The organism is Phaeobacter sp. (assembly GCF_022825805.1).
In the GTDB taxonomy this organism is placed as follows: Bacteria; Pseudomonadota; Alphaproteobacteria; order Rhodobacterales; family Rhodobacteraceae; genus Phaeobacter.
The window spans coordinates 24005-44220 of the sequence record NZ_JAJDWC010000105.1; the positions used below are offsets into that span (position 1 = coordinate 24005).

Annotated in this window: 16 protein-coding genes; 6 read left to right on the forward strand and 10 right to left on the reverse strand. The window is 59.2% G+C overall.

Translation table 11 applies throughout. The annotated features are described in order from the left end of the window. Positions 1 to 97: 97 nt before the first annotated feature. The 4 genes from Q0C28_RS11980 to Q0C28_RS11995 form a co-directional block, all read right to left on the reverse strand. Complete coding sequence (locus tag Q0C28_RS11980; protein ID WP_293576078.1) at positions 98 to 1057, reverse strand: esterase-like activity of phytase family protein; 960 nt, start codon at positions 1055 to 1057, stop codon at positions 98 to 100. Next, entirely contained in the window at positions 1030 to 1896 is an 867-nt protein-coding gene (gene mepA, locus Q0C28_RS11985) for a penicillin-insensitive murein endopeptidase (RefSeq protein WP_293576079.1), read from the reverse strand. Before mepA ends, Q0C28_RS11980 begins: the two co-directional genes overlap by 28 nt. Further along, positions 1893 to 3257 carry an MFS transporter gene (locus Q0C28_RS11990; RefSeq protein ID WP_293576081.1) on the reverse strand — a complete coding sequence of 455 codons (1365 nt, stop codon included), beginning with the start codon at positions 3255 to 3257 and terminating at the stop codon, positions 1893 to 1895. Before Q0C28_RS11990 ends, mepA begins: the two co-directional genes overlap by 4 nt. Before the next feature lie 268 nt (positions 3258 to 3525). Further along, positions 3526 to 4083, reverse strand: a complete 558-nt coding sequence (locus tag Q0C28_RS11995; RefSeq protein ID WP_293576083.1) for an acyl-CoA thioesterase — start codon at positions 4081 to 4083, stop codon at positions 3526 to 3528. Between the two features lie 135 nt (positions 4084 to 4218). Between Q0C28_RS11995 and Q0C28_RS12000 the strand changes: the two genes are divergently transcribed. From Q0C28_RS12000 to yaaA, 3 genes are all read left to right on the forward strand, one after another. Continuing rightward, positions 4219 to 4506, forward strand: a complete 288-nt coding sequence (locus Q0C28_RS12000; RefSeq protein WP_293576085.1) for a YggT family protein — start codon at positions 4219 to 4221, stop codon at positions 4504 to 4506. A 171-nt stretch (positions 4507 to 4677) separates the two neighbouring features. Then, a complete protein-coding gene (gene recQ / locus Q0C28_RS12005; RefSeq protein ID WP_293576087.1) occupies positions 4678 to 6747 on the forward strand; it encodes a DNA helicase RecQ in 2070 nt (689 codons plus the stop codon). Positions 6748 to 6777: 30 nt separating this feature from the next. Beyond that, the gene (yaaA, locus tag Q0C28_RS12010; protein WP_293576089.1) at positions 6778 to 7545 is read left to right on the forward strand and encodes a peroxide stress protein YaaA; all 768 of its coding nucleotides are present in this window, start codon (positions 6778 to 6780) and stop codon (positions 7543 to 7545) included. A 118-nt stretch (positions 7546 to 7663) separates the two neighbouring features. Here the strand turns inward: yaaA and Q0C28_RS12015 are convergent, their stop codons facing one another. The 5 genes from Q0C28_RS12015 to Q0C28_RS12035 form a co-directional block, all read right to left on the reverse strand. Further along, positions 7664 to 9925, reverse strand: coding sequence for a response regulator (locus Q0C28_RS12015; protein ID WP_293576091.1), 2262 nt, complete (start codon positions 9923 to 9925; stop codon positions 7664 to 7666). 317 nt (positions 9926 to 10242) lie between these two features. Beyond that, positions 10243 to 12303, reverse strand: a complete 2061-nt coding sequence (locus Q0C28_RS12020) for a hypothetical protein (protein ID WP_293576092.1) — start codon at positions 12301 to 12303, stop codon at positions 10243 to 10245. A gap of 10 nt (positions 12304 to 12313) precedes the next feature. Then, the gene (locus tag Q0C28_RS12025) at positions 12314 to 15244 is read right to left on the reverse strand and encodes a DUF4159 domain-containing protein (protein ID WP_293576094.1); all 2931 of its coding nucleotides are present in this window, start codon (positions 15242 to 15244) and stop codon (positions 12314 to 12316) included. Beyond that, entirely contained in the window at positions 15244 to 16164 is a 921-nt protein-coding gene (locus Q0C28_RS12030; RefSeq protein WP_293576096.1) for a DUF58 domain-containing protein, read from the reverse strand. The genes Q0C28_RS12025 and Q0C28_RS12030 overlap by 1 nt, the downstream gene beginning before the upstream one ends. Further along, positions 16161 to 17168 carry a MoxR family ATPase gene (locus Q0C28_RS12035; RefSeq protein ID WP_293576098.1) on the reverse strand — a complete coding sequence of 336 codons (1008 nt, stop codon included), beginning with the start codon at positions 17166 to 17168 and terminating at the stop codon, positions 16161 to 16163. The genes Q0C28_RS12030 and Q0C28_RS12035 overlap by 4 nt, the downstream gene beginning before the upstream one ends. Positions 17169 to 17232: 64 nt before the next feature. Between Q0C28_RS12035 and Q0C28_RS12040 the strand changes: the two genes are divergently transcribed. From Q0C28_RS12040 to Q0C28_RS12050, 3 genes are all read left to right on the forward strand, one after another. Continuing rightward, positions 17233 to 17874, forward strand: coding sequence for a DUF1285 domain-containing protein (locus Q0C28_RS12040; RefSeq protein WP_293576100.1), 642 nt, complete (start codon positions 17233 to 17235; stop codon positions 17872 to 17874). A gap of 270 nt (positions 17875 to 18144) precedes the next feature. Then, entirely contained in the window at positions 18145 to 18900 is a 756-nt protein-coding gene (locus tag Q0C28_RS12045; protein WP_293576101.1) for a TIM barrel protein, read from the forward strand. Between the two features lie 132 nt (positions 18901 to 19032). Then, a complete protein-coding gene (locus tag Q0C28_RS12050; RefSeq protein ID WP_293576102.1) occupies positions 19033 to 19275 on the forward strand; it encodes a DUF2798 domain-containing protein in 243 nt (80 codons plus the stop codon). Positions 19276 to 19386: 111 nt separating this feature from the next. On the opposite strand, the gene Q0C28_RS12055 is transcribed toward Q0C28_RS12050, so the two are convergent. After that, a partial coding sequence (locus Q0C28_RS12055; RefSeq protein ID WP_293576103.1) for a DNA polymerase occupies positions 19387 to 20216 on the reverse strand: 830 nt, incomplete at its 5' end.

The following is a 20216-nucleotide window of genomic DNA, read 5'->3' on the forward strand; positions in this document are numbered from 1 at the left end:
ACAAGGTCGCGGAGACTTGTTTCGCGGCGCGAAAGATCCCGTGGTGTAGCGGAGATTGTGGTGTCGATGCAAGTGGGGCGCTGCCGGTTCAGCGGGCTTAATCCGGCAGGCGGTATTCGACCAATTCCGTGCGCTGGATCGAAAAGAAGTTGTCATCAGAGACCATGGTTGCCCGCAGATGCCCCGTCGCGTCGCGCCACACCGAGATACCTTCGAGGTTGTCGTGCAGGCCCAGACCGGTTTCCAGCAGAATGGTTTCGCCACTCGGGCCTTTGGAGCCGATGTCAAATCGGCGCAAACGGCTGCGAAAGCCGATCAGGCCAAAATCCCGCTCCAGCAGGTAGAGGCGACCATCCGGGCCGAAGTCTGCGCCGACCGGGAGAAAATCACCGCGACTGGGCAGATCAAATGGCCGGCTCCATCTGCGGCCGTTCCAGCGCCAAACCGGTATGGTGCCAGCATCTGTCAGCGCGCGCTCGGGGAGGGTGTACAGACGCCCGCGATCATCTATGGCAAGGGCCTCAAGTGCCTTGTTCAGAGGCAGGCTGCGAAAACCCTTCGGCCTTGGCAGGATTTCCGCACGGCTGTCGCCGCGGCTGTGGCGGGCAACCCTTGAGATGCCTTCGAAAGAAATGAACAGGGTGCCATCTCGGCCAATTGCCAGCCCTTCGGCATCCACGATGCGGCCACGCAAGGTGGATCCATTGGAGGCGCGCAGCTTGTTGGCCTTGCGGGTGGTGATATCGGTGATCGTTGCAGATGGCGTGTTGCTGCGCGCGATATCGGCTGTGACAATGGTTGCCCGGTCACTGATCACGGTCATGCGACTGCCATCACGGGAAAGAGCCAGGGCCGAGAAGCCGCCGAACCATTTGGCTGGGTGCTCCCAGCGGTAGCTTGCCAAGAGGTGCGCCGACTGTTGCGGTGTGGCGGCAGTCGCTGCGGCGATCGGGGAAAGGGACCTTTGCGCCAATACGGCCAGCACCACCCCCAAGACGCAGAGGGCGATTGCTGCGGTCAGGCCAAGACCTAGTCGGATTTCAGGACGGCGGCGCATTGGGTTGGCAGATCGGTCAGAACATATTCGCGGCGAGGTTTGGGTGTGGCTTTGGGTGCGTTTGGATCGGGTTTTGGTGGATCCACGATGTCGCGAACCCAGGTTTCGGCTTCCTCGCAACCATCACCACGTGGTGGCGGGTCCTGGGCGATACATCCTGTTGCGCCACGCGGGCAGGCCAATCTGACGTGGAAATGATAGTGGTGCCCCCACCAGGGCCGGATTTTGCGCAGCCAGCGTCGGTTGCCTTTTTCGTCGTTGCACATCTGGACCTTGGCGCCAGGGAAAACAAAGATCCGGGTCACCCGCCTGTCTTTGGCGGCCGCGCGGAGAATGGCGTGATGTTCTGGGGTCCAATTTTCATTCACATACGCCCCTTTGGCGCGGCGCATGGAAATTGAAGACAAAGACTCCCGCTGGCTTTTTGTCAGGTCCAGCCGCTGTGCTGGTCGCATCCAGATATCAACATCAAGACCAGTTTGGTGGCTGCGGTGCCCTGATAGCATCGGCCCGCCGCGGGGCTGGCTCATATCGCCGACATAGAGACCATTCCAGCCTGGTTGGCGCGCTGCAAAGCGGCTGAGGTCCTGGACAAAGTCGACGGCTTCCGGATGGGCCCAGTTGCGGTTGCGCGACAGGCGCATGGCCTGCCAGGTTGGTCCCGTTTCTGGCAGTTCGATGGCCCCGGCCACGCAGCCTTTGGCATAGGAGCCATGTGGTTCGGGAGCCTGGGCCGAGCCCTGCTGTTTGGCACCAAAGAGCTGCTTTGCAGGGGTGTCCGCGTGCAATGGTGTCGTGCAGATCAGGGTGGCAATAAGGCAGGCAAGCAGGTGTTTCATACTTGGTCTCCTTCGGAATTGACCCAGCGCAGGATCAACAGACCTGCGAGGAACAGGAAAATAACTGGGGTGATGCCGAGCCGTGCGCTGCCGCTGAGTGTGGTGGCCAGGCCGATCAAAGCGGGCGCAAGGAAGGCAGTTGCGCGCCCCGAAAGGCCATAGAGCCCAAATGCTTCTGTGGCAGTGTCGGCGGTTGTGTGGCGCACCATTAGGCTGCGGCTGGAGGCCTGCAGGATGCCGCCGAAACCACCAATCAGAACACCGCACAAGAAAAACAGATAGTCTGGCAGGGTGGATCCGGCGGGAAGCGGGAGGCCAAAAATCTGCTCTCTCGACATGCTGACAACGAGAATGCAGACAAGCACCAGCACCAGAATGGAGACCCGGATCACCGGCTTGGGGCCAAAACGGCGGTCTGCCAGACCTCCGGCCCAGCAGAAGAAGGCCGCGGAAATGGCAGAAATGATCCCAAAGATGCCGATCAGCGTGATCGGCCAATCCAGCACCAGCGCCGCATAGATCCCGCCGAAGGTATAGAGACCGTTGAGCGCATCGCGATACAGCATGGAAGAGCCAAGGTAGCAGCTGAGGCTAAGCCGGTACCGCAGATTTTTGACCGCTCGCACGACGGAACCAACAGCGTCACGCAAGGTTGCCCTGGCCTTTGGTTGCTGGGCCTCTTGTACCCACAGGAAGTAGGGAATGATGAACACGGCGAACCAGAGTGCTGTGATCGGGCCAACAGCGCGTGTGCCTTCGCGTGCCGCAGGATCAAGACCGAAAATAGGCTCTAACCCGATGATTGTGCGCCCTGTTGATTGTTCGACAAACAGTGTGAGCATCAGGATCAGGGCACAGACGCCGCCAAGGTAGCCAATGGCAAAGCCAAAGCCTGACAAGGTGCCAACGTTTTCGCGTTCGCCCAAGGATGGCAATTGGCCGTTCACACAGATCAGTGCAAATTCTGCGCCGAGGAAGCCAAGTCCGAAAACCAAAAGCATCAGGTGCAGGTTTGAACCGCCTGGATCCATGAACCAAAGCCCAGCAGCGCCGCAGACATACATCAGCGAAAACAGAAACACCCAGGGTTTGCGCCGCCCGGATATGTCGGCCAAAGCGCCAAGGAACGGCGCGCAGATCCCGATCGTCAGTCCCGCAAGGGTTAGACATAGCGACCAGGTGGATTGCGCCTGTGCCTTCGCCGCCGATTCCGACAGGCCCTGACCGATGAAAGTGTTTGTCGCCACCTCTGCAAAGAAGGGGCCAAAGATGAATGTGATGAGAAGCGTATGATACGGCTGGCTCGCCCAATCAAAGGCCCACCATCCCCAAATGCGTTTTCGCATGGAAACCTGCGTCATGCTCGCCCTGTCCCTCATTACCCAACCTGCAGGATGCTTCGCCTAGGGGCGGGTGCATCTGCGGCCACTTATCCGTGTGCCGAGACCGGCGTTCGTGTTTCTGTCCGGTTCGACTGTTTCTGGTATGACAGGGCCGCAGGGGTTTAGGCAAGCATGCGGTGTTTATCCTTTGGGCAGGGAGCCGCCGACACAGGCGCGGTATGATCCTGCGCGCTGCGATGCGGGGCATTCAACAGGGGCATTAAATCGCAATATTTTGCGGGTCAGTTTACAGGCCGCGTTCATGGCCATCCTGCATGGGCGGCCAGGGGCGCTGTGCATCGGTTTCGCACCATCCTTGGATCCAATCAGGCATCGCTGGGCTGGTTTGCGGAGGTTGGCCCAGTGCGGCCAGAACCTCGGTTGGGGCCACGATGCCACGGGCGTCGGTGACGGCAGTGCGCAACATCACATGGCTCGCGCACTCGCCATTGCGTTTCCACATCGACTGCTCAAGGTAGATGAAGCGATCATCCCAAGCCACGGTTCGGGTGCGCATTTCAAACCGTTCAAAGCCGCGGATCCGGCGGCGAAACCGCACCGAGGTGCCCGCAACGGTCAACCCCCAACGGCGCTTGCGCAGTGTCGTGATTAGCCCGACGCGCTGGGCCAGCATGGTGCGCCCCAGATCATAAAGCGTCATGGCGCGCCCGTTGTTCAGCTCCAGCCAGATATCCAGATCCCAAGGCCAGCAGATGTGGCGCGACACATGGGTTCCCGTCAGAGGCAAGCGCGACATACGGCTGGCGACAATGACATCTTTGATCAGGCGAACGATTGGAAACATGTGGCGACACTCCTCGAAACCGGCCTCAGGGTGTTGCTTTGCGTTTACAGCGCGTCAACCTCAACCTTGCGGCAGCCTTGCGATTTTGCTGCACCCGGCTTACCTGTGGACAAGCTCCAAAAAGGGAAAGACGAAATGCTGTCGCTGTTTCAAATTCTGATGCTGATCCTGGATATCGTCTGGTTCTTCATCATTGCGCATGTGATCATGAGTTGGTTGATCAATTTCCAGGTTCTGAACCTCAACCAACAGTTTGTGGCGCAGATCTGGTATAGCCTGAACCGCTTGTTAGAGCCGCTTTATGGCCCGGTGCGTCGCATTTTGCCAAATATGCAGGGGTTGGACCTGGCGCCTTTGGTGGTGCTGATCGGTGTCTATGCGCTGCGGATTATCTTGGCCAACAACATAGCGCTGTTCTACTGACAGCTTTCGTTCTGGTCTGCCATTTGGCCCGGCACCGCCGCGACGTTCTGCGCGGCGGTTTTCGTATCTGAAGGCTGCGGCATTTGCGAGAGCCTCTTGCCGCCCGATTCGGTCTGTGGGATTGTGTCTGCCAAGACGAGCAGATGACCCAAAACGAGGCCCACCGCCCCCATGTCCGCACTCCAGCCGGAAACGAGCGCCCCTCTAGGTGCGACGCCGCTCCTGCGTGAAATTTTTGGTTTCGACGATTTCCGACCCGGACAGGGGGAGATCGTTGATGCCGTCACGGCAGGGGAGAACGTGCTTGCGATTATGCCAACTGGTGGCGGCAAATCGCTGTGCTATCAACTGCCTGCGCTGATGCGGGATGGGATCACGGTGGTGATTTCTCCTTTGATTGCCTTGATGCGCGATCAGGTGCGCGCCCTGCAAGAGGTGGGTGTTTCGGCGGGTGCCCTGACATCGGGCAATACCGAAGAGGAAACCGAAGCCGTCTGGCACGCGATCGAAGAGGGTCGGCTGAAGCTGCTGTATATGGCGCCCGAGCGGCTGGCGTCTGGATCGGCGCTGGGGATGTTGCGGCGGATTGGTGTCAGTCTGATTGCCGTTGATGAAGCCCATTGTGTCAGCCAGTGGGGCCATGATTTTCGCCCTGATTATCTGCGTATCGGTGAGTTGCGACAGGCTCTGCAGGTGCCGCTGGCGGCGTTTACGGCCACCGCCGACCAGGAAACCCGCGAAGAGATTGTTCAAAAACTGTTTGATGGGACAGCTCCGCGCAGTTTCCTGCGGGGGTTTGATCGGCCAAATATCCATCTTGCCTTTGGCGTCAAAGACAGCCCGCGACGCCAGATCCTGGATTTTGCAGCAGCGCGCAAAGGGCAGTCTGGCATTGTTTACTGTGGAACTCGGGCCAAGACCGAAGCTCTGGCGGCTGGTCTGCGCGAGGCGGGGCACACGGCCTGCCATTATCATGGTGGCATGGAAGCCGAGGATCGGCGCGCTGTTGAAACGCGGTTTGCGCGGGAAGATGGCCTGATTGTTGTGGCTACTGTGGCGTTTGGGATGGGCATCGATAAGCCGGACATTCGCTGGGTGGCCCATGCAGATCTGCCCAAATCAATTGAAGCCTATTATCAGGAAATCGGCAGGGCTGGGCGAGATGGGGCTCCGGCGGAGACGTTGACGCTGTTTGGCCCGGAAGACATCCGGTTGCGGCGCAGCCAGATTGATGAAGGGTTGGCACCAGCAGAGCGGCGGGGCGCAGACCACGCGCGATTGAACGCGCTCTTGGGGCTTGCGGAAGCGTTGAAATGCCGCCGCCAGACGTTGTTGTCATATTTTGGAGAAACCGCAGAACCCTGCGGCAACTGCGATCTCTGCGATCAGCCCGTGGATGTGTTTGACGGCACCACGGCTGTGCGCAAAGCGTTGTCGGCGATCCTGCGCACCAGCGAAACCTATGGCTCCGGCCATTTGATCGACATTCTGGTTGGCAATGAAACGGATCGGGTGCGGGAAAAGCGGCATGACGAACTGTCGGTTTTTGCCTGCGGCAAGGAATATGGCAAGCGCCAGTGGCAGGCCGTGTTTCGCCAGATGATGGGCCATGATCTGGTCCGACCTGATCCAGAGCGTCACGGTGCGTTGCGGATGACAGAAGCCGCGCTGCCGGTGCTGAAAGGTGAGCAGGATGTCGCGTTGCGACGGGACACTATCACCTCTGCCAAACGCAGCCCAGCGGTCAAGGCGTTGGTGTCAGACGAAGACGCTCCGCTTTTGTCAGCGCTGAAAGCAAAGCGGCGTGCATTGGCAGAGGCACAAAAAGTCCCTGCTTATGTGATCTTCAACGACCGCACCTTGATCGAAATGGCCGAAAGCCGCCCGCAGTCACTGGATCAACTGGCACGGATTGGCGGTGTGGGTGCCAAAAAACTGGAACGCTACGGGTCTGACTTCCTGAGCGTGATCACCGGTGAAACCGCCCAATTGCACCCGATGCGTCGGAAGCTGGCGGGGCGGGATGCCGGTTCGGTTTATGATGAGCTGCTGGAAGCTCAGGCGCAGCTGGGACGTGGTGCCTGTGGTACCCAAAAACCGCTAAGCTGTTCGGCTGCGCAGCTTGCGAAATTGGCCCAGATGCGACCGCAGGACGAAGTGGCCATCACAAGGCTGTTAGGCGACCGGCGTGCGGAACGTTTTGCGGCGGCCTTTCTGGACGTTCTGCGTGCCGCGACCTAAGTAATTTCAAGAACCAAACGGGGGCAGAAAATGCTGGTAGTGACTTCTCCGGCCAAGAAGCTGGATTGGAGCGAGCGGCAGGTTGAAATGACCTGGCCCGCTTTGCATGATGCTGCGGTTGATCTGGCGGCGCAGGCCCGCGATCTGTCGGTGGCTGATCTGATGAAGCTGATGCACATCAGCGAAGATCTGGCTGCATTGAACCATGAGCGGTTCCAGAATTTTGCGGCAGATCCAAGTGCAGAGCAAATCCGCCCGGCCGCGCTGGCGTTTGCAGGCGACACCTATCAGGGCCTGGAAGCAGCGTCACTGGACGCTGAGGAGATGGCCTGGGCGCAGGATCATTATCGCATTCTTTCTGGGCTCTACGGGCTTTTGCGCCCGCTTGACGCGATGCAGGCCTACCGTCTGGAAATGGGGTCACGTCTGAAGACGTCAAAGGGCAAAAACCTCTATGAATATTGGGGTGCAGAGATCGCAGAGGCTCTGAATGCGCAGGCGGCTTCGGTGGAGAGCGATATCCTGGTGAACTGCGCAAGTCAGGAGTATTTCGGTGCGGTAGATCTGTCCGCGTTGAAACCACGGGTTATCACTCCGGTGTTCATGGAAGATAAGAATGGCACGCCAAAGGTGGTCAGTTTCTACGCCAAACGTGCACGTGGAGCGATGGCGCGTTTCATCATTCAAAATCGGTTGACCGATGCGGCGTCGCTGTTGGCTTTTGATAGCGGTGGGTATCGCCACATGCCGGACCTGTCCGAACCTGACAAGCCGGTGTTTCTGCGATCCGCTGCGTGACTGGTCGCCTGGACACCTAGCTACCAAAGGTCAGACACTGTCTGGCCTTTTTTATTGAGCGTTTGGAACCGGCAACATGTGGCGTTAGGCCAAAAAGCTCAGGCCCCTTCGAGTAAGATCACGCTGCCCCTGATTGTGCTGCGTGATCGTCCATCAGAGGGGCCGCTTCTGCCGGCAGATAGGCGTGGATGCGTTCGTGGATCAGCGCTTTGCGCAGGGGTTTGGTCAGGTAGTGGTCCAAACCTGCTGCCAAAATCCCATCGGAATCCCCTGTCATGGCGTGGGCAGTCAGCGCCACCACCGGCACATAGGTTTCCGTGCCATATTCCAACTCGCGGATCTTTTGCGTGGCTTCCTTGCCGTCCATCAATGGCATTGAAATATCCATAAAGATCAGGTCTGGCTGAAAGCTCTTATAGGCTTCCACGGCTTCGATCCCGTTCATCGCAAATTGGAGATCGATGTTCAGATCCTTCACCATCTTGCGGAAGACCAATTGATTGGTGCGGTTGTCTTCGGCTGCGAGGACCCGCATTTTGCGTCGCCCGCAGGGCAGCGGGGTGACGTTTTCTGTAGCAGCTGGACCTGTCTGCGCTGGGGCAGCGGGGGGAGCAGCGCCTGGCAGGGGCTCCGGCGGTGATGCCTGTACGGGATCATCATGCAGCGTGGCCAACCGGTTGAACAATTCCTGCCGCTGGATCGGTTTCAGCAACATGCCATTCGTGATCGATTGATTGCGCGGATCTGCAACCGCGACCGGATCGCTGGACAGCATCAAAACAGGCGTGTTCGACCAGCTTCCGGAACGCAGCTGCTGGCAGAAATCCGCACCCTCCTGATCGGCGAGATGTTCATCGCAGACAACCAGATCAATATCGCCGCTCAACGTGGCCAGTGCGCTGGCCCCATCGTCAATCAGGGTTACCTCCAGCCCGAGCATGGCCAGTTGTTTGTTCAGGATATCCCGCATCACCGACGGCTGGTCGACAACCATGACACGGTGGAGGCCCGGTGGCATTGGTGGGATCGATGTGTCACTGTCGGCCACAACGGGCAGTTCGATCCGGAAGCCAAAGCAGGATCCTTTGCCTTCTTCGCTTTCGACCCAGATTTCCCCGCCCATCAGCTCCAGCAGCCGTTTGGAGATCGCCAGGCCAAGGCCGGTGCCTTCGAACTGACGGTTCCTTTCATCTTCGACCTGATTGAATTCGCCAAAGATGTGCTGAACTTTTTCTTCGGGAATTCCGATGCCGGTGTCTTCGATGGTGATATGCACCGAGCAGGTGCCTTCGTCTGGGTCACCGATGCCGGTGATTTGCAGCGCCACATGACCTGTGTTGGTGAATTTTACAGCATTGCCAACCAGATTGGTCAGAACCTGACGAATGCGACCAGGGTCGCCGACAAATGTGTTGGGCAGGAACAGGTCGTAATCAAGCAGCAGCGTCAGCCCCTTGTCCTTGGCCGTTGGCTGCAAGAGCATCAACACCTCGTGGACGCAGCGCTCCAGGTTGAAGGGTTCGGGGTGCAAAATCAGCTTCTGCGCTTCGATCTTCGAATAATCGAGCACGTCATTGATGATCACCAACAGCGCTTCGCCGGAGTTTTTGATGGTCTGCGCATAGAGCCTTTGCTCTTCGCTCAACCCGGTGTCGCACAGCAATTCTGCCATCCCCACGACCCCATTCATCGGGGTGCGGATTTCATGGGACATGTTGGCGAGAAACGCGGATTTCGCGCGGTTGGCGGCCTCTGCGCGCTCCCGCGCGGTTTGCAGCTCCTCTTCGTATTGAACCGTGGTGGTGATATCCAAGGCCATGCTGACCATATCCCCGGATTTGCCACGCTGATCCAGCAGGCGCAGATAGCGATCATCCCACATTCGAACGACGATGGGTTCGGGATTTGGTGACAGCCAACGCTCGTTCATCTGCGCGCGCCAGAGATCCGGATCCTGATCAGCGGTATTAACCAGCCCCTCGTCGGTGAGAATTTGCAGCAAACGCACATAGGACACGCCGGGCGTGACCTCTTCGAGACCATCAAAGAGGTTCAGGTAAGCGTCATTTGCGCTGATCAGCTTGCCGTCAGAATCGAAAAAGGCGAATCCATCCTCGATCGCACCAAGCGAATCCCACAGGCGCTGCTCTGCTTTTTCGACTTTTTCGTTGGCGGTGCTGAGATCGAGTTTGACCTTTTTGTTTTCATCTCGGGTTTTGGCAACCTCTGCCTGGGTTGCGCCAATTTGTCGTGTGAGGGCAAGGGCATGGCGGCCGAGCTTCCGGTTGGCAGCGGAGAGTTCAGCCTGCTTGAGCTCAAGCAGGCGTTCCGCGGCGAGACGCGCGCGTCGCTCTTCCATTAGCTTCTCTGCAAGGTTCATCCCTGCGGTCTCCAGAATCTACCAACCGGTGTCAGCCTCCCAAAATGCGGCTGAGATATTAAATTGAGATTAGCGGTGGTGCCAACGTGTCCTCCTTCGGAGTGATTTAAGCCTATGGTTGAATTGGCAGAAACAGCAGCCGTAAACTGGTTAAACTTTTGTTGGTTTCTGGCAGGGTGTTTGGCTGATGTCTGCACCGCTTGTCTTAAACTCAGGTTCCAGATCGCTATGCATAGACAAGTGATCAGGTGCATCAGAATGACTGTTCTGACGTTGCCCAGCAGCGCGGGTGTTCCTGCAGGCTGGTGGATTGCGCCTCAGCGGCGACCTTCGCGCAGCCAACCACCAATCAGCAGGAGGGACGACAGAGCAAGGACAATCCATCCCGGCAAAAGAGGCATCTGTCTGACTGAAACGGTGCGATAGGCATCACGCGGTGTCAGCCCGATCCAGCCGCGACCGGCTGCCACCCGTCCAGGGCGGACATCGCGCAAAATGGGTATGCCCTCCGACATGGCGCGAATACCACCTCGGGTGCTGGCCACGGCCGCGGCCATCACGTCGCCGGTTGCGATGGTTTGTTCAAACTCTCTGGGTGCTGCCGGACCAAGGCCAATGACGGTGTTCTGATCGCCCTCTGACAAACGGTACAAACCCGGCTCTGGGCCCTCGTAATTGCCTTCCCAACGGCCCGGGGCGCGCTCGGACAGGGTGATGTCCTGGGTGCTGCCATCCGGGTTGGTGATCGTGACGGCGCCGATATCATCCCCCAGGCTGCGCCGTTGGATGCGCATGGACTGCCCACTGGCGTCGGCGGTGAGGACATCCTCTTCTAATTCGGGCTCTTTCATCATCCAATGAGCGAGACGTCGCAGCAGTTCTAGCTGGGGCCCTCCCCCTTCATAGCCGCGGCTCCAGAGCCAGGCATGATCGGAGGCCAACAGCGCCACTCTGCCCTCGCCAACACGGTCCAGGATCAACAGGGGGCGTTCGTCGATCCCGTTCATCAAGGTCTGGCCTTGTGTGGCGGCGACATCAATCTGGCGCAACCAGCGTCCCCAGGTGTCTGCAGTATCCAGATCAGCGGTCACCGGGTGGCGGTTACCGAGGTCGGTGATTTGCGGAAGAAAGGCCTGTTCAAAGACCCGTGCCGATGGGTTTGCGGGCAGAACAGACGACAGTGGCGACCGATAGATGCTGTCGGCACTTGCAAAATCTGGGCCGGCAGCGACCAATACAGCCCCTCCGTTCATCACATAATCTGCGACATTGCTGAGGTAGATGGCTGGCAGAATACCCCGACGCTGGTAGCGATCAAAGATGATCAGATCGAAATCGTCGATCTTCTCCAGAAACAATTCGCGTGTCGGAAACGCGATCAGGGACAGCTCGTCTACGGGGACGCCATCCTGCTTTTCCGGTGGCCGAAGGATCGTGAAATGGACCAGATCAACGGAGCTGTCCGATTTGAGAAGGTTGCGCCAGGTGCGCCCGCCCGGATGTGGCTCCCCGGATACCAGCAAGACCCGTAGCCTGTCTCGCACACCATTTATCTGCACCAAGGCGGTGTTGTTGCGATCTGTCAGTTCATTCTCGGCGGTTGGAACAGTGAATTGAATGACGTTGCGGCCGCCATGGGGCAGGGTGACCGGCAATTCCAGATCAACGCCCGTGGGCAAAGTGTAGCGCTGAGGCGGCTCGCCACCGATGGAAATTGCCAAGACGGCCAAGTCTGAACCGGCGGGTGCCGCCCCTTGATCTTCGATCCGCAGCGTAAGGGTAACGGGTTCGCCAATAATGGCGAAGCTGGGCGCGTTCTTGACGATCAGCCTGCGGTCCCAGTCATCGGGTTGGCCGGTCATCAACAGATGCAGAGGCGCGGGAAGATCGGGTGCCAGCGGGGCATCATGGATCTGCCCATCGCTGAGCGCGATGATCCCAGCAACACGGTTGCTGGGCAGGTCTGCCAATGTATCGCGCAGCGTTCCCATCAGTGTTGTGCCGCTGTTGTCGTCGGTGCCGCCGTCGCTGTTTTGATTGTCGATGTCCACCCAGCGTACGTCTGTGTTGGCCCGGTTGTTCAGAGCGGCTTGCACGGCGGCGCGGGCGTCTTGCATTTGCGCGGGCCGGTCTGCCAGTTGTTGGCTGGCTGTCTGGTCGTCCAGCACCACGACAATATCGTTCAAGGTGGCGCGGTCTTCGGTTTGAATGACCGGGCCGCTCAAGGCTGCCAGAATGACGGCTGCCGCTAACGCCCGCAGTGGCCAGCCGATCAAGCGCCGCCATATCGCAAGCACGGTTGCGGCCAGCGAAACAAACGCCAGAACCCAGAGGACAGCCCAGGGCACCATCGGGTCAAAAAGCACAACCTGTGTCATCCTGCGCGCCTCATTGCCCGAGCCTGTCCAGAAGTGCCGGAACATGGACCTGGTCCGATTTATAGTTTCCGGTCAGCACATGCATCACCAGGTTGATCCCAAACCGGTTGGCCAATTCTCGTTGCCGCTCCCCTGCATAGCCGCGCCCGACTGGCAGCAGTGGGCGGCCGTTGGTATCAATCGCCCAGGCCCCTGCCCAGTCATTGCCACCTATGATGACAGGTGTGACCCCATCGTTGAGGTTGCGGAACGGAAGCCCTTCGATCTGTTCTGCGTCTTCTGGCGCGGCTTCGACCCAGACGGTGCCGCGGGTATGGCGGCCGGGGAAATCCTGCAAGAGATAGAAGGTGCGCGTCAGCACATGATCGCGCGGCACTGGTTCAAGCGGTGGAATATCCAGCCGCAGCGCCAATTGTTGCAGGCGTCGCCCGGCTGCGCTGCTGGCGCCCGACAGGGTGAGATCTGCATCGCGGGTGTCAAACAGGATCATGCCGCCAGTGCGCAAATAGGTGTTCAACCTGTCGTAGGCTTCACCCGATGGCATCTTCTGGTTTGCGGTCACAGGCCAATAAAGGATTGGGAAAAACGATAGTTCGTCCCGGTTGAGATCAACGCCAACAGGTTCAGCAGGTTCAACAGACGTGCGAAAGCGCAGAGTGTTTGACAGCCCGCGCAGCCCATCGCGTGCAAGCTGGTCGACGCGGCTGTCGCCCGTGATGACATGCGCGAGTGTCAATTCCGAGGCCAACAGCGCAGCCAGCGAGTTATCCAGGTCGCTTTGGTCTTGTGCGGCTGAGTTTGGCGCGGCTGAAGTTGGGGCCGTGCCCTGGGCTGTATCCTGTGCCTGTGCTTTGCCTGCGGGCAGCAACAACCCAACCAACAGTAGACCCAGCATCGCCATGGTCAATGTGGCCTGGCCCGCAGAAGGACGGGGTGTATTGCTCGATCCACGCCGCAGTTTCCCTGACAATGCCAGCGTTGCAATCGCATCCAGCGCCAGTGCGATCAGCGCCAGACTGAGCAAGAGGCCGCTCAGGTCTGTTTCGGGGTTGGTCCCGTAGCGATTGACAGGGATTGAAGAGGGCCAGGTGGCGGGCTGCAAGCGTTCATCCGGTTGCAGGATGTTGCGGGCAATCTGGCGATCACCATTCTGGTACAGGCCTGGCCGAAGGTCCGGACCAATCGTGGCGGTGATCAAATCTGGTCCTGCAACGCCGGGCAGCGCGTCTGCCTCCTGCAAAGTGCCGAACCCATCCAGCACCTGAACGGGTGACCAGGTGCTGCCCTCCATTTCTATGGCGGTTGGCGCGTTGATCCCGCTGGCGATGGAGAGCCGCTCCAGCATTTGCACAAACAGCCCTGACAGCGGTAGCGAGCTCCATTCTGCATTGGCAGTGACATGAAACAGCACGACCTGTCCCGCGCCGATTGCCTTGCGCGTGACCAGAGGTGTGCCATCACTCAATTCCGCGATCACCCGGTCTGCGAGGTCCGGATCCGGTTGCGCGACGACCTGTGAGCTGACGGTAACATCTGGTGGGATCGCAAGGCCAAAAAACGATGAGGTTTCGCGGAATGGCGCCAGGGTTTTCTCTTCCCCCCAGCTCATGGCACCGCCGACGCTGCGGCCCCCGGCGCGCAAGCGGACGGGCAACAGTGGCGTGTCGCTTTCCCTTGCGGCATCGCTGGCGGCCAATTTCGGTCCCGCAAAGCGCAAGAGTACGCCGCCTGTGTCGATCCAATCGATGAGTTGGTTTTCAAGATCAGTTGGCAATCGCGCTGTATCGGCCAGGACGATTACATCGGGGTTGGCGGGCAACAGATCCGTCAACCCACCGTCAAGAATGGTGGCGGTTGGTTCCAGCGCTTTGCGCAGGTAGTGGAGCGGCGACAAAAGGGCGAGCCCTTCATTCCCGCTTTGTGAAGAAATCAGCGCCACTTTGCGGCGTTGCAAGCTGTCATCGCTCAGTACGGTTGCGCCTGCACTCTCGATGCCCTGGATTTGAAACTGGCGTACACGGGCACGCAGTTCAGCGGGCATGGACAGCCGGGCGCTGGCGATGTCTGGAGACTGTGCTGTGGCGAAATCTATCGTTACCGAACCTAGGGTGCGTGGCGTCCCATTGGGATCCGGCCCCCGCGCCAAAACCGTGATCTGGTCGCTTTGCCCTGGGGCAGTGCCCGCGGATATCTGGCTGCTGTCCTCAGCTGCTGCACCAGGCCCCGAACCGGCGCGCGTGACGCTGATGTCAAGCGTGCCATCAACGGTCCGAACGGGGTGCAGCGCAACGGTCGCAGTGGGATGCTGATAGACCGTCACCGCGCCTTTGTCAGAGAGAAGGTCCACCAGATCGCGGCGTCCAGGGAAGTCCAGCCCATCGCTGAACCACAACGTTTCAAGCGGGCCATCAAGTGCAGTGATCGCATCCTGTGCAGCCGTTAAACTGTCGCCAGCTGGCGACCAGGGAAGCGGCACCGCGCCGACGATCTGCTGCTGCCAGCGGTTGGCTGATTGAAACACCACCGGTTCCGGCGCGGTCAGGCGAAGCAAGGCCACGGGCCGTTCGGCGCGACCGGCAGAGGTGAGGATTTGATCCAGCTCTTCTTGTGTGCGCGTCCAATTCGGAGCCCCGGCCCAGGTGCTGTCGAGCACCAGCAGCAACGGGGTACGGCTGGATGTTTCCGCCTGCGGGTTCAGTACGGGCCCGGACAATCCGATAATTGCCGCCGCCACGATGATCATCCGCAGCAGCATCAGCCACCAAGGGGTGCGATCAGACAGGCTGTCGTCATCGCGCAAGCCCAACAGCAATGTCACTGCCGGGAAATACAGCCGTTTCGGCGCAGGGGGCACGGCGCGCAAAAGCCACCATAGCACCGGCAGCATGACCAGCGCGGATAGCAACCAGGGGGTTGCAAATCCTATGCCGAAAAAAGCCATTATGCGCGCCCTCGTTGGAGAGCATGAAACAGCCACATCAAAGCGGTCTGCGCGTTTTCACCGGTATGGTGCACACCGAATTGCCAGCCTGCGGATCGACAGAGCGCATCCAGCATGTCCCGGCGTTCTGCTAGTCGCGCGAGATAACGCTCCTTCAGAGCGGCGGCTTTCAGGGTTTCGTGCCGCAGAGTGCCCGAGACGCCTTCGAAAATCGTGCGACCTTCGAACGGAAATGTTTCTTCGCTCGGGTCCAAAATCTGCAGCAATACGCCTTGCACACCCCTGTCTGCGGCTTTGGCCAGTGCTTGCTGCAAGGCCTCAGAGGGTCCCAGAAAGTCAGAGACAAACACAACGCGCGACTGCGGATGCAATCCGCGATCCTCTGGTGGGGCGTAATCCTGGCTATGGTCCTCAACGCTGAAATGTTCGGCCAACCGCATGATCTGTGTCTGCCCCCGTCGTGCGGGCAAGCGGCCCCCTGTCAGGCCCACGCGTTCCCCGCCACGGAGCATCAGGATCGACACCGCAAGGGCCAGGATGCGGGCTCGATCCAGCTTTGTGGGTTGGTTTGGGTCTGCGCTGAACTGCATAGATCGCCCCTGATCCACCCAGAGGTGCACCGTCTGCGCAATCTGCCATTCACGTTCGCGCACAAATTGCTGGTCACTTTTGGCGGATTGGCGATGGTCGATCATCCGGCGGCTGTCGCCGATCTGAACCGGGCGGTATTGCCAGAAATCATCGCCCATCCCGGCGCGTCGACGCCCGTGTTCACCCAGAATGACGGAACTCGCCAGGTGTTTCGCCTGAACCAACAGAGGCGGCAGCCGGCTGGCTTCTGCTTCGGCTTGCCGCCGCAATTGGCCGGTGGGCGGCGTTATGGCCGCCTCGGCTTTTGGGGTGGCAAGGCGGTCGCTCACGCGGCGGCTCCTTGATGGTTGAGTTCACTGGCGGTTATGGAGATGAGATCTGCCAGACTGTCGCCGCGGGCGCGTGCAGAGAAGTTCAAAGCCATCCGATGGCTGAGCACCGGTTGCGCCATGTCCAGCACGTCATCAGCGTTCGGTGCCAGGCGTCCCTGCAGCAGGGCGCGTGCGCGCACCGCAAGCATCAGCGCTTGCGCAGCGCGGGGGCCGGGACCCCAGGCAACCGTCTGGCGAACGCGCTCTGTTGCCTCCGGTTCGGTTGGGCGGAAAATACGCACCAGGTCGAGGATCATCTCGACGATGCTGTCGCCCACGGGCATCCGGCGTAGCAGTGTCTGAGCCATGACCAACTCGTCGGCGGTGAACACTTCGTGGACCTCTGCTTCTTCGACGCCAGTGGTGGCCAACAAGATGTCGCGTTCGGTGTCACGGGTCGGGAAGGGCACGTCGATCTGCAACAAGAAACGGTCCAACTGTGCCTCTGGCAGCGGGTAGGTGCCTTCCTGTTCAATCGGGTTCTGGGTGGCCAAAACGTGAAACGGTTTCCCCAATGGCCTGTCTGCACCTGCGACGGTGACGATCCGTTCTTGCATCGCTTGTAGCAAGGCTGATTGGGTCCGCGGGCTGGCGCGGTTAATTTCATCGGCCATCAGCAATTGGCAAAAAATCGGCCCGGGCATGAAGCGGAAGCCGCGGCTGCCATCGCTGGCTGTTTCCAGCACCTCTGATCCGAGGATATCCGCAGGCATGAGATCCGGGGTGAATTGGACACGATTGCCAGACAGCCCCATCACTGTCGACAATGTTTCCACCAATCGAGTTTTGCCCAGACCAGGAAGGCCAATCAACAGTCCATGTCCACCGCACAGCAAGGTGCTGAGCGTGAGGTCCACCACGCGCTCCTGTCCGATGAAGCGCCGCGTGATGGAGGCTTTCGCCTCTGACAACTTTTGTTCCAGCGCTTCAATTTCGGCCAGTAGATCGTCGGGTCCTGACATGACTTTCCCTCATAGGCGAATATATGGTCTTACTGTATCGCGTTGACAGAAAATGGCAAAAGCAATGAGCGGACAAAATCCCGTGACCCCCGACTCCGATGAACCGCAAACACCAGCGGTAAATGGTGCAAATGGCGCATCCCAACAGCCAAGCGCAGAGGGCCTCGCTGCGGCTGCGAAGGTTGCGAGCAAAAGCGGCAAACCTCCGGTACATCTGTGGAATCCGCCGTTTTGCGGCGATCTGGACATGCGCATCGCGCGGGATGGCACCTGGTTCTATCTCGGCACGCCGATTGGCCGGTTTGAACTGGTGAAATTGTTTTCATCCATCCTGAAACTGGAGGACGGAAAATACTTTCTTGTGACCCCGGTGGAAAAGGTTGGGATCACGGTTGATGACGCGCCTTTCGTGGCGGTGGATTTCGATGCAGTGGGCGAGGGGCAAGGCCAGGACCTGGCATTTGTCACCCATGTTGGCGACGAAATCACGGCCTCTGCCAGCCACCCCATTCGGGTGGTGAGGGATGAAACCACCGGCGAGCCATCGCCGTACATCTTGGTGCGAGATGGTTTGGAAGCCTTGATCGACAGGAAGAGCTTTTATCGTCTGATCGACCTTGGCACGCATCACGACGGGTGGTTCGGGCTTTGGTCTGGGGGGGTGTTTTTTCAGGTGATCCCGTCGGAAGAGCTGCTGGATCCGTGACCTGATCTGACCGCGGCAATTTATGGCCGCTTCGACGGGTGGTTTGCGCGGGAAGTCGCCGTTTTTGAGCGGTCGTGTCAATTTATAGAAAATTCGACGGAAAAGCCGCTCAAAAACCGGAAAGATCTGAGGCAGATTGCGGATAGACGCTGGGGGGCGTTGTGGTTTGCGGTCCGGCTGCCCATAGGATCTGACCACATAAGGACACAATGAACCTCCGACGCGAGAGCAGGGCCGCCGGGTATCTGGTGGCGTCAGAGGAGAGAGCCCATGCCGAAATTCGCAGCCAACCTTTCGCTGCTGTTTGCTGAATTGCCCTATCTGGAACGGTTTCCCGCCGCGATGCAGGCAGGGTTTGATGCGGTTGAAATCCTGTTTCCCTATGAATTGGCTGCCAAAGAAACCCAGCGGGCCTTGTTGGCCAACGGTTTGGATCTGTTGCTGATTAATGCGCCGCCGCCCAACTATACCGGGGGTATGCCCGGCTATGCCGCCCTTCCGATGGGCACGGATCGGTTCCAACGCGATATTCGACGGGTGCTCCGTTATGCGGACGTGTTGCGCCCCAAGATGATCCACATCATGGCTGGATACGCAAAAGGCGAGGTCGCCAAGAAAACACTGATCGACAATCTGAAATGGGCGGCGGATTTTGCGCCTGGCCAGCAGTTCACCATCGAACCGTTGAACGCCGGTGATCAGCCGGGGTATTTTTTGGATGATTACAATCTGGCGGTAGAGGTCCTGGAGTCCGTGGACCGGCCAAACGTGGGCTTGCAGTATGATGCCTATCACGCGCAGCTGATCCACGGTGATGCGGTGAAAGTCTGGGACGCTTTTGGAGATCGGGCCGTGCATGTGCAGATCGGCGCAGCACCAGGACGTTGTGAGCCGGGGACGGGCCCTGTGGATTTCGAAGAGCTGTTTGCGGCAATTGATGCCAGTTCCTATGCTGGTTGGGTCAGCGCAGAATACACGCCATCAACCCGCCGCACCGAAGACAGCCTGGCCTGGATGCGCCGATAGCTCGGGCAGCGCCGACGCTGATGGAAGCCGTGACGCAGCAGGAAAGACCACCGTCGGCAACGATTTCGTGAGTTGAATTGCCTCCGAGTTTTGGCCCATAGCCTTGGGAAAAGAACGGCAGTGGAGAATGCAATGTTGCCAGCCCGTTTTGCCCCGGTGCTCTTTGGTTTGATCCTGTCCGGGATCATGTCCTGTATCGTGACTGGTGTCGCGACGCTGAAAACCGTTGGTTTCAGCCGGGATTTTGTGGCGTCCTGGATGAGTTCATGGAGCTTTAGCTGGCCGGTTGCTTTTGCTGTGGTGTTGTTTGTGGCCCCGGCGGTGCGGCGATTGGTTGCGCGCCTTGTGCGGGACACAGATGGCAAGCGCCAATAGCTAACACAGACGGGCTAATAGGGGCTCGTGATCAAGAGCCGCACAGCGTATCAAAGTGTAGGGACGCCCGTAAAACTGGCTACGGGCGCCCCAAGATCAGGTGATCCTGCGCTAGTGTGCTTCGGCCCAGTTCAGACCACGACCTGCATCCGCCACCAGTTTGACATCCAGATGCACAGCGGGGTCTGCGGCAGTCTCCATGACCTTGCGGGCAACGGCGATGGTGTCGTCCGCAGCAGATTCCGGCACTTCGAACAACAGTTCATCGTGGACCTGCAATAGCATACGCGCGGGCAGATGCGCAATCGCGGCAGGCATCCGGATCATGGCCCTGCGGATCACATCCGCTGCGGTGCCCTGGATCGGAGCGTTGATGGCAGCCCGTTTTGCAAATCCGGCGCGCGGTCCTTTGGCGGCGATTTCTGGCGTATGGATCTTTCGGCCAAACAGCGTCTGCACATAGCCGTGCTCTTTTGCGAAGGCGACGGTTTCGTCCATATAGCGGCGAATGCCCGGGAACCGTTCGAAATAGCGATCAATGAAGCCCTGTGCTTCGGCACGTGGAATGCGTAGATTCCGCGCCAGGCCAAACCCCGAAATGCCGTAAATCACACCAAAGTTGATCGCTTTGGCCTGTCTGCGGATCTCTGGGGTCATTTCCGCGAGTGGCACATTGAACATCTCCGAGGCGGTCATGGCGTGAATGTCCTGCCCATCGGCGAAGGCCTGTTTGAGACTATCAATCCCTGCCATATGGGCGAGAATGCGCAGTTCAATCTGGCTGTAGTCGAGCGCCAAGAGCACGTTGCCTTCTTCCGCCACAAAGGCTTCGCGAATGCGGCGGCCTTCTTCAGAGCGGATCGGAATGTTCTGCAGGTTTGGATCCGCGGAGGCCATACGCCCGGTGTTGGCCCCGGTCTGCACGTAAGAGGTGTGCACCC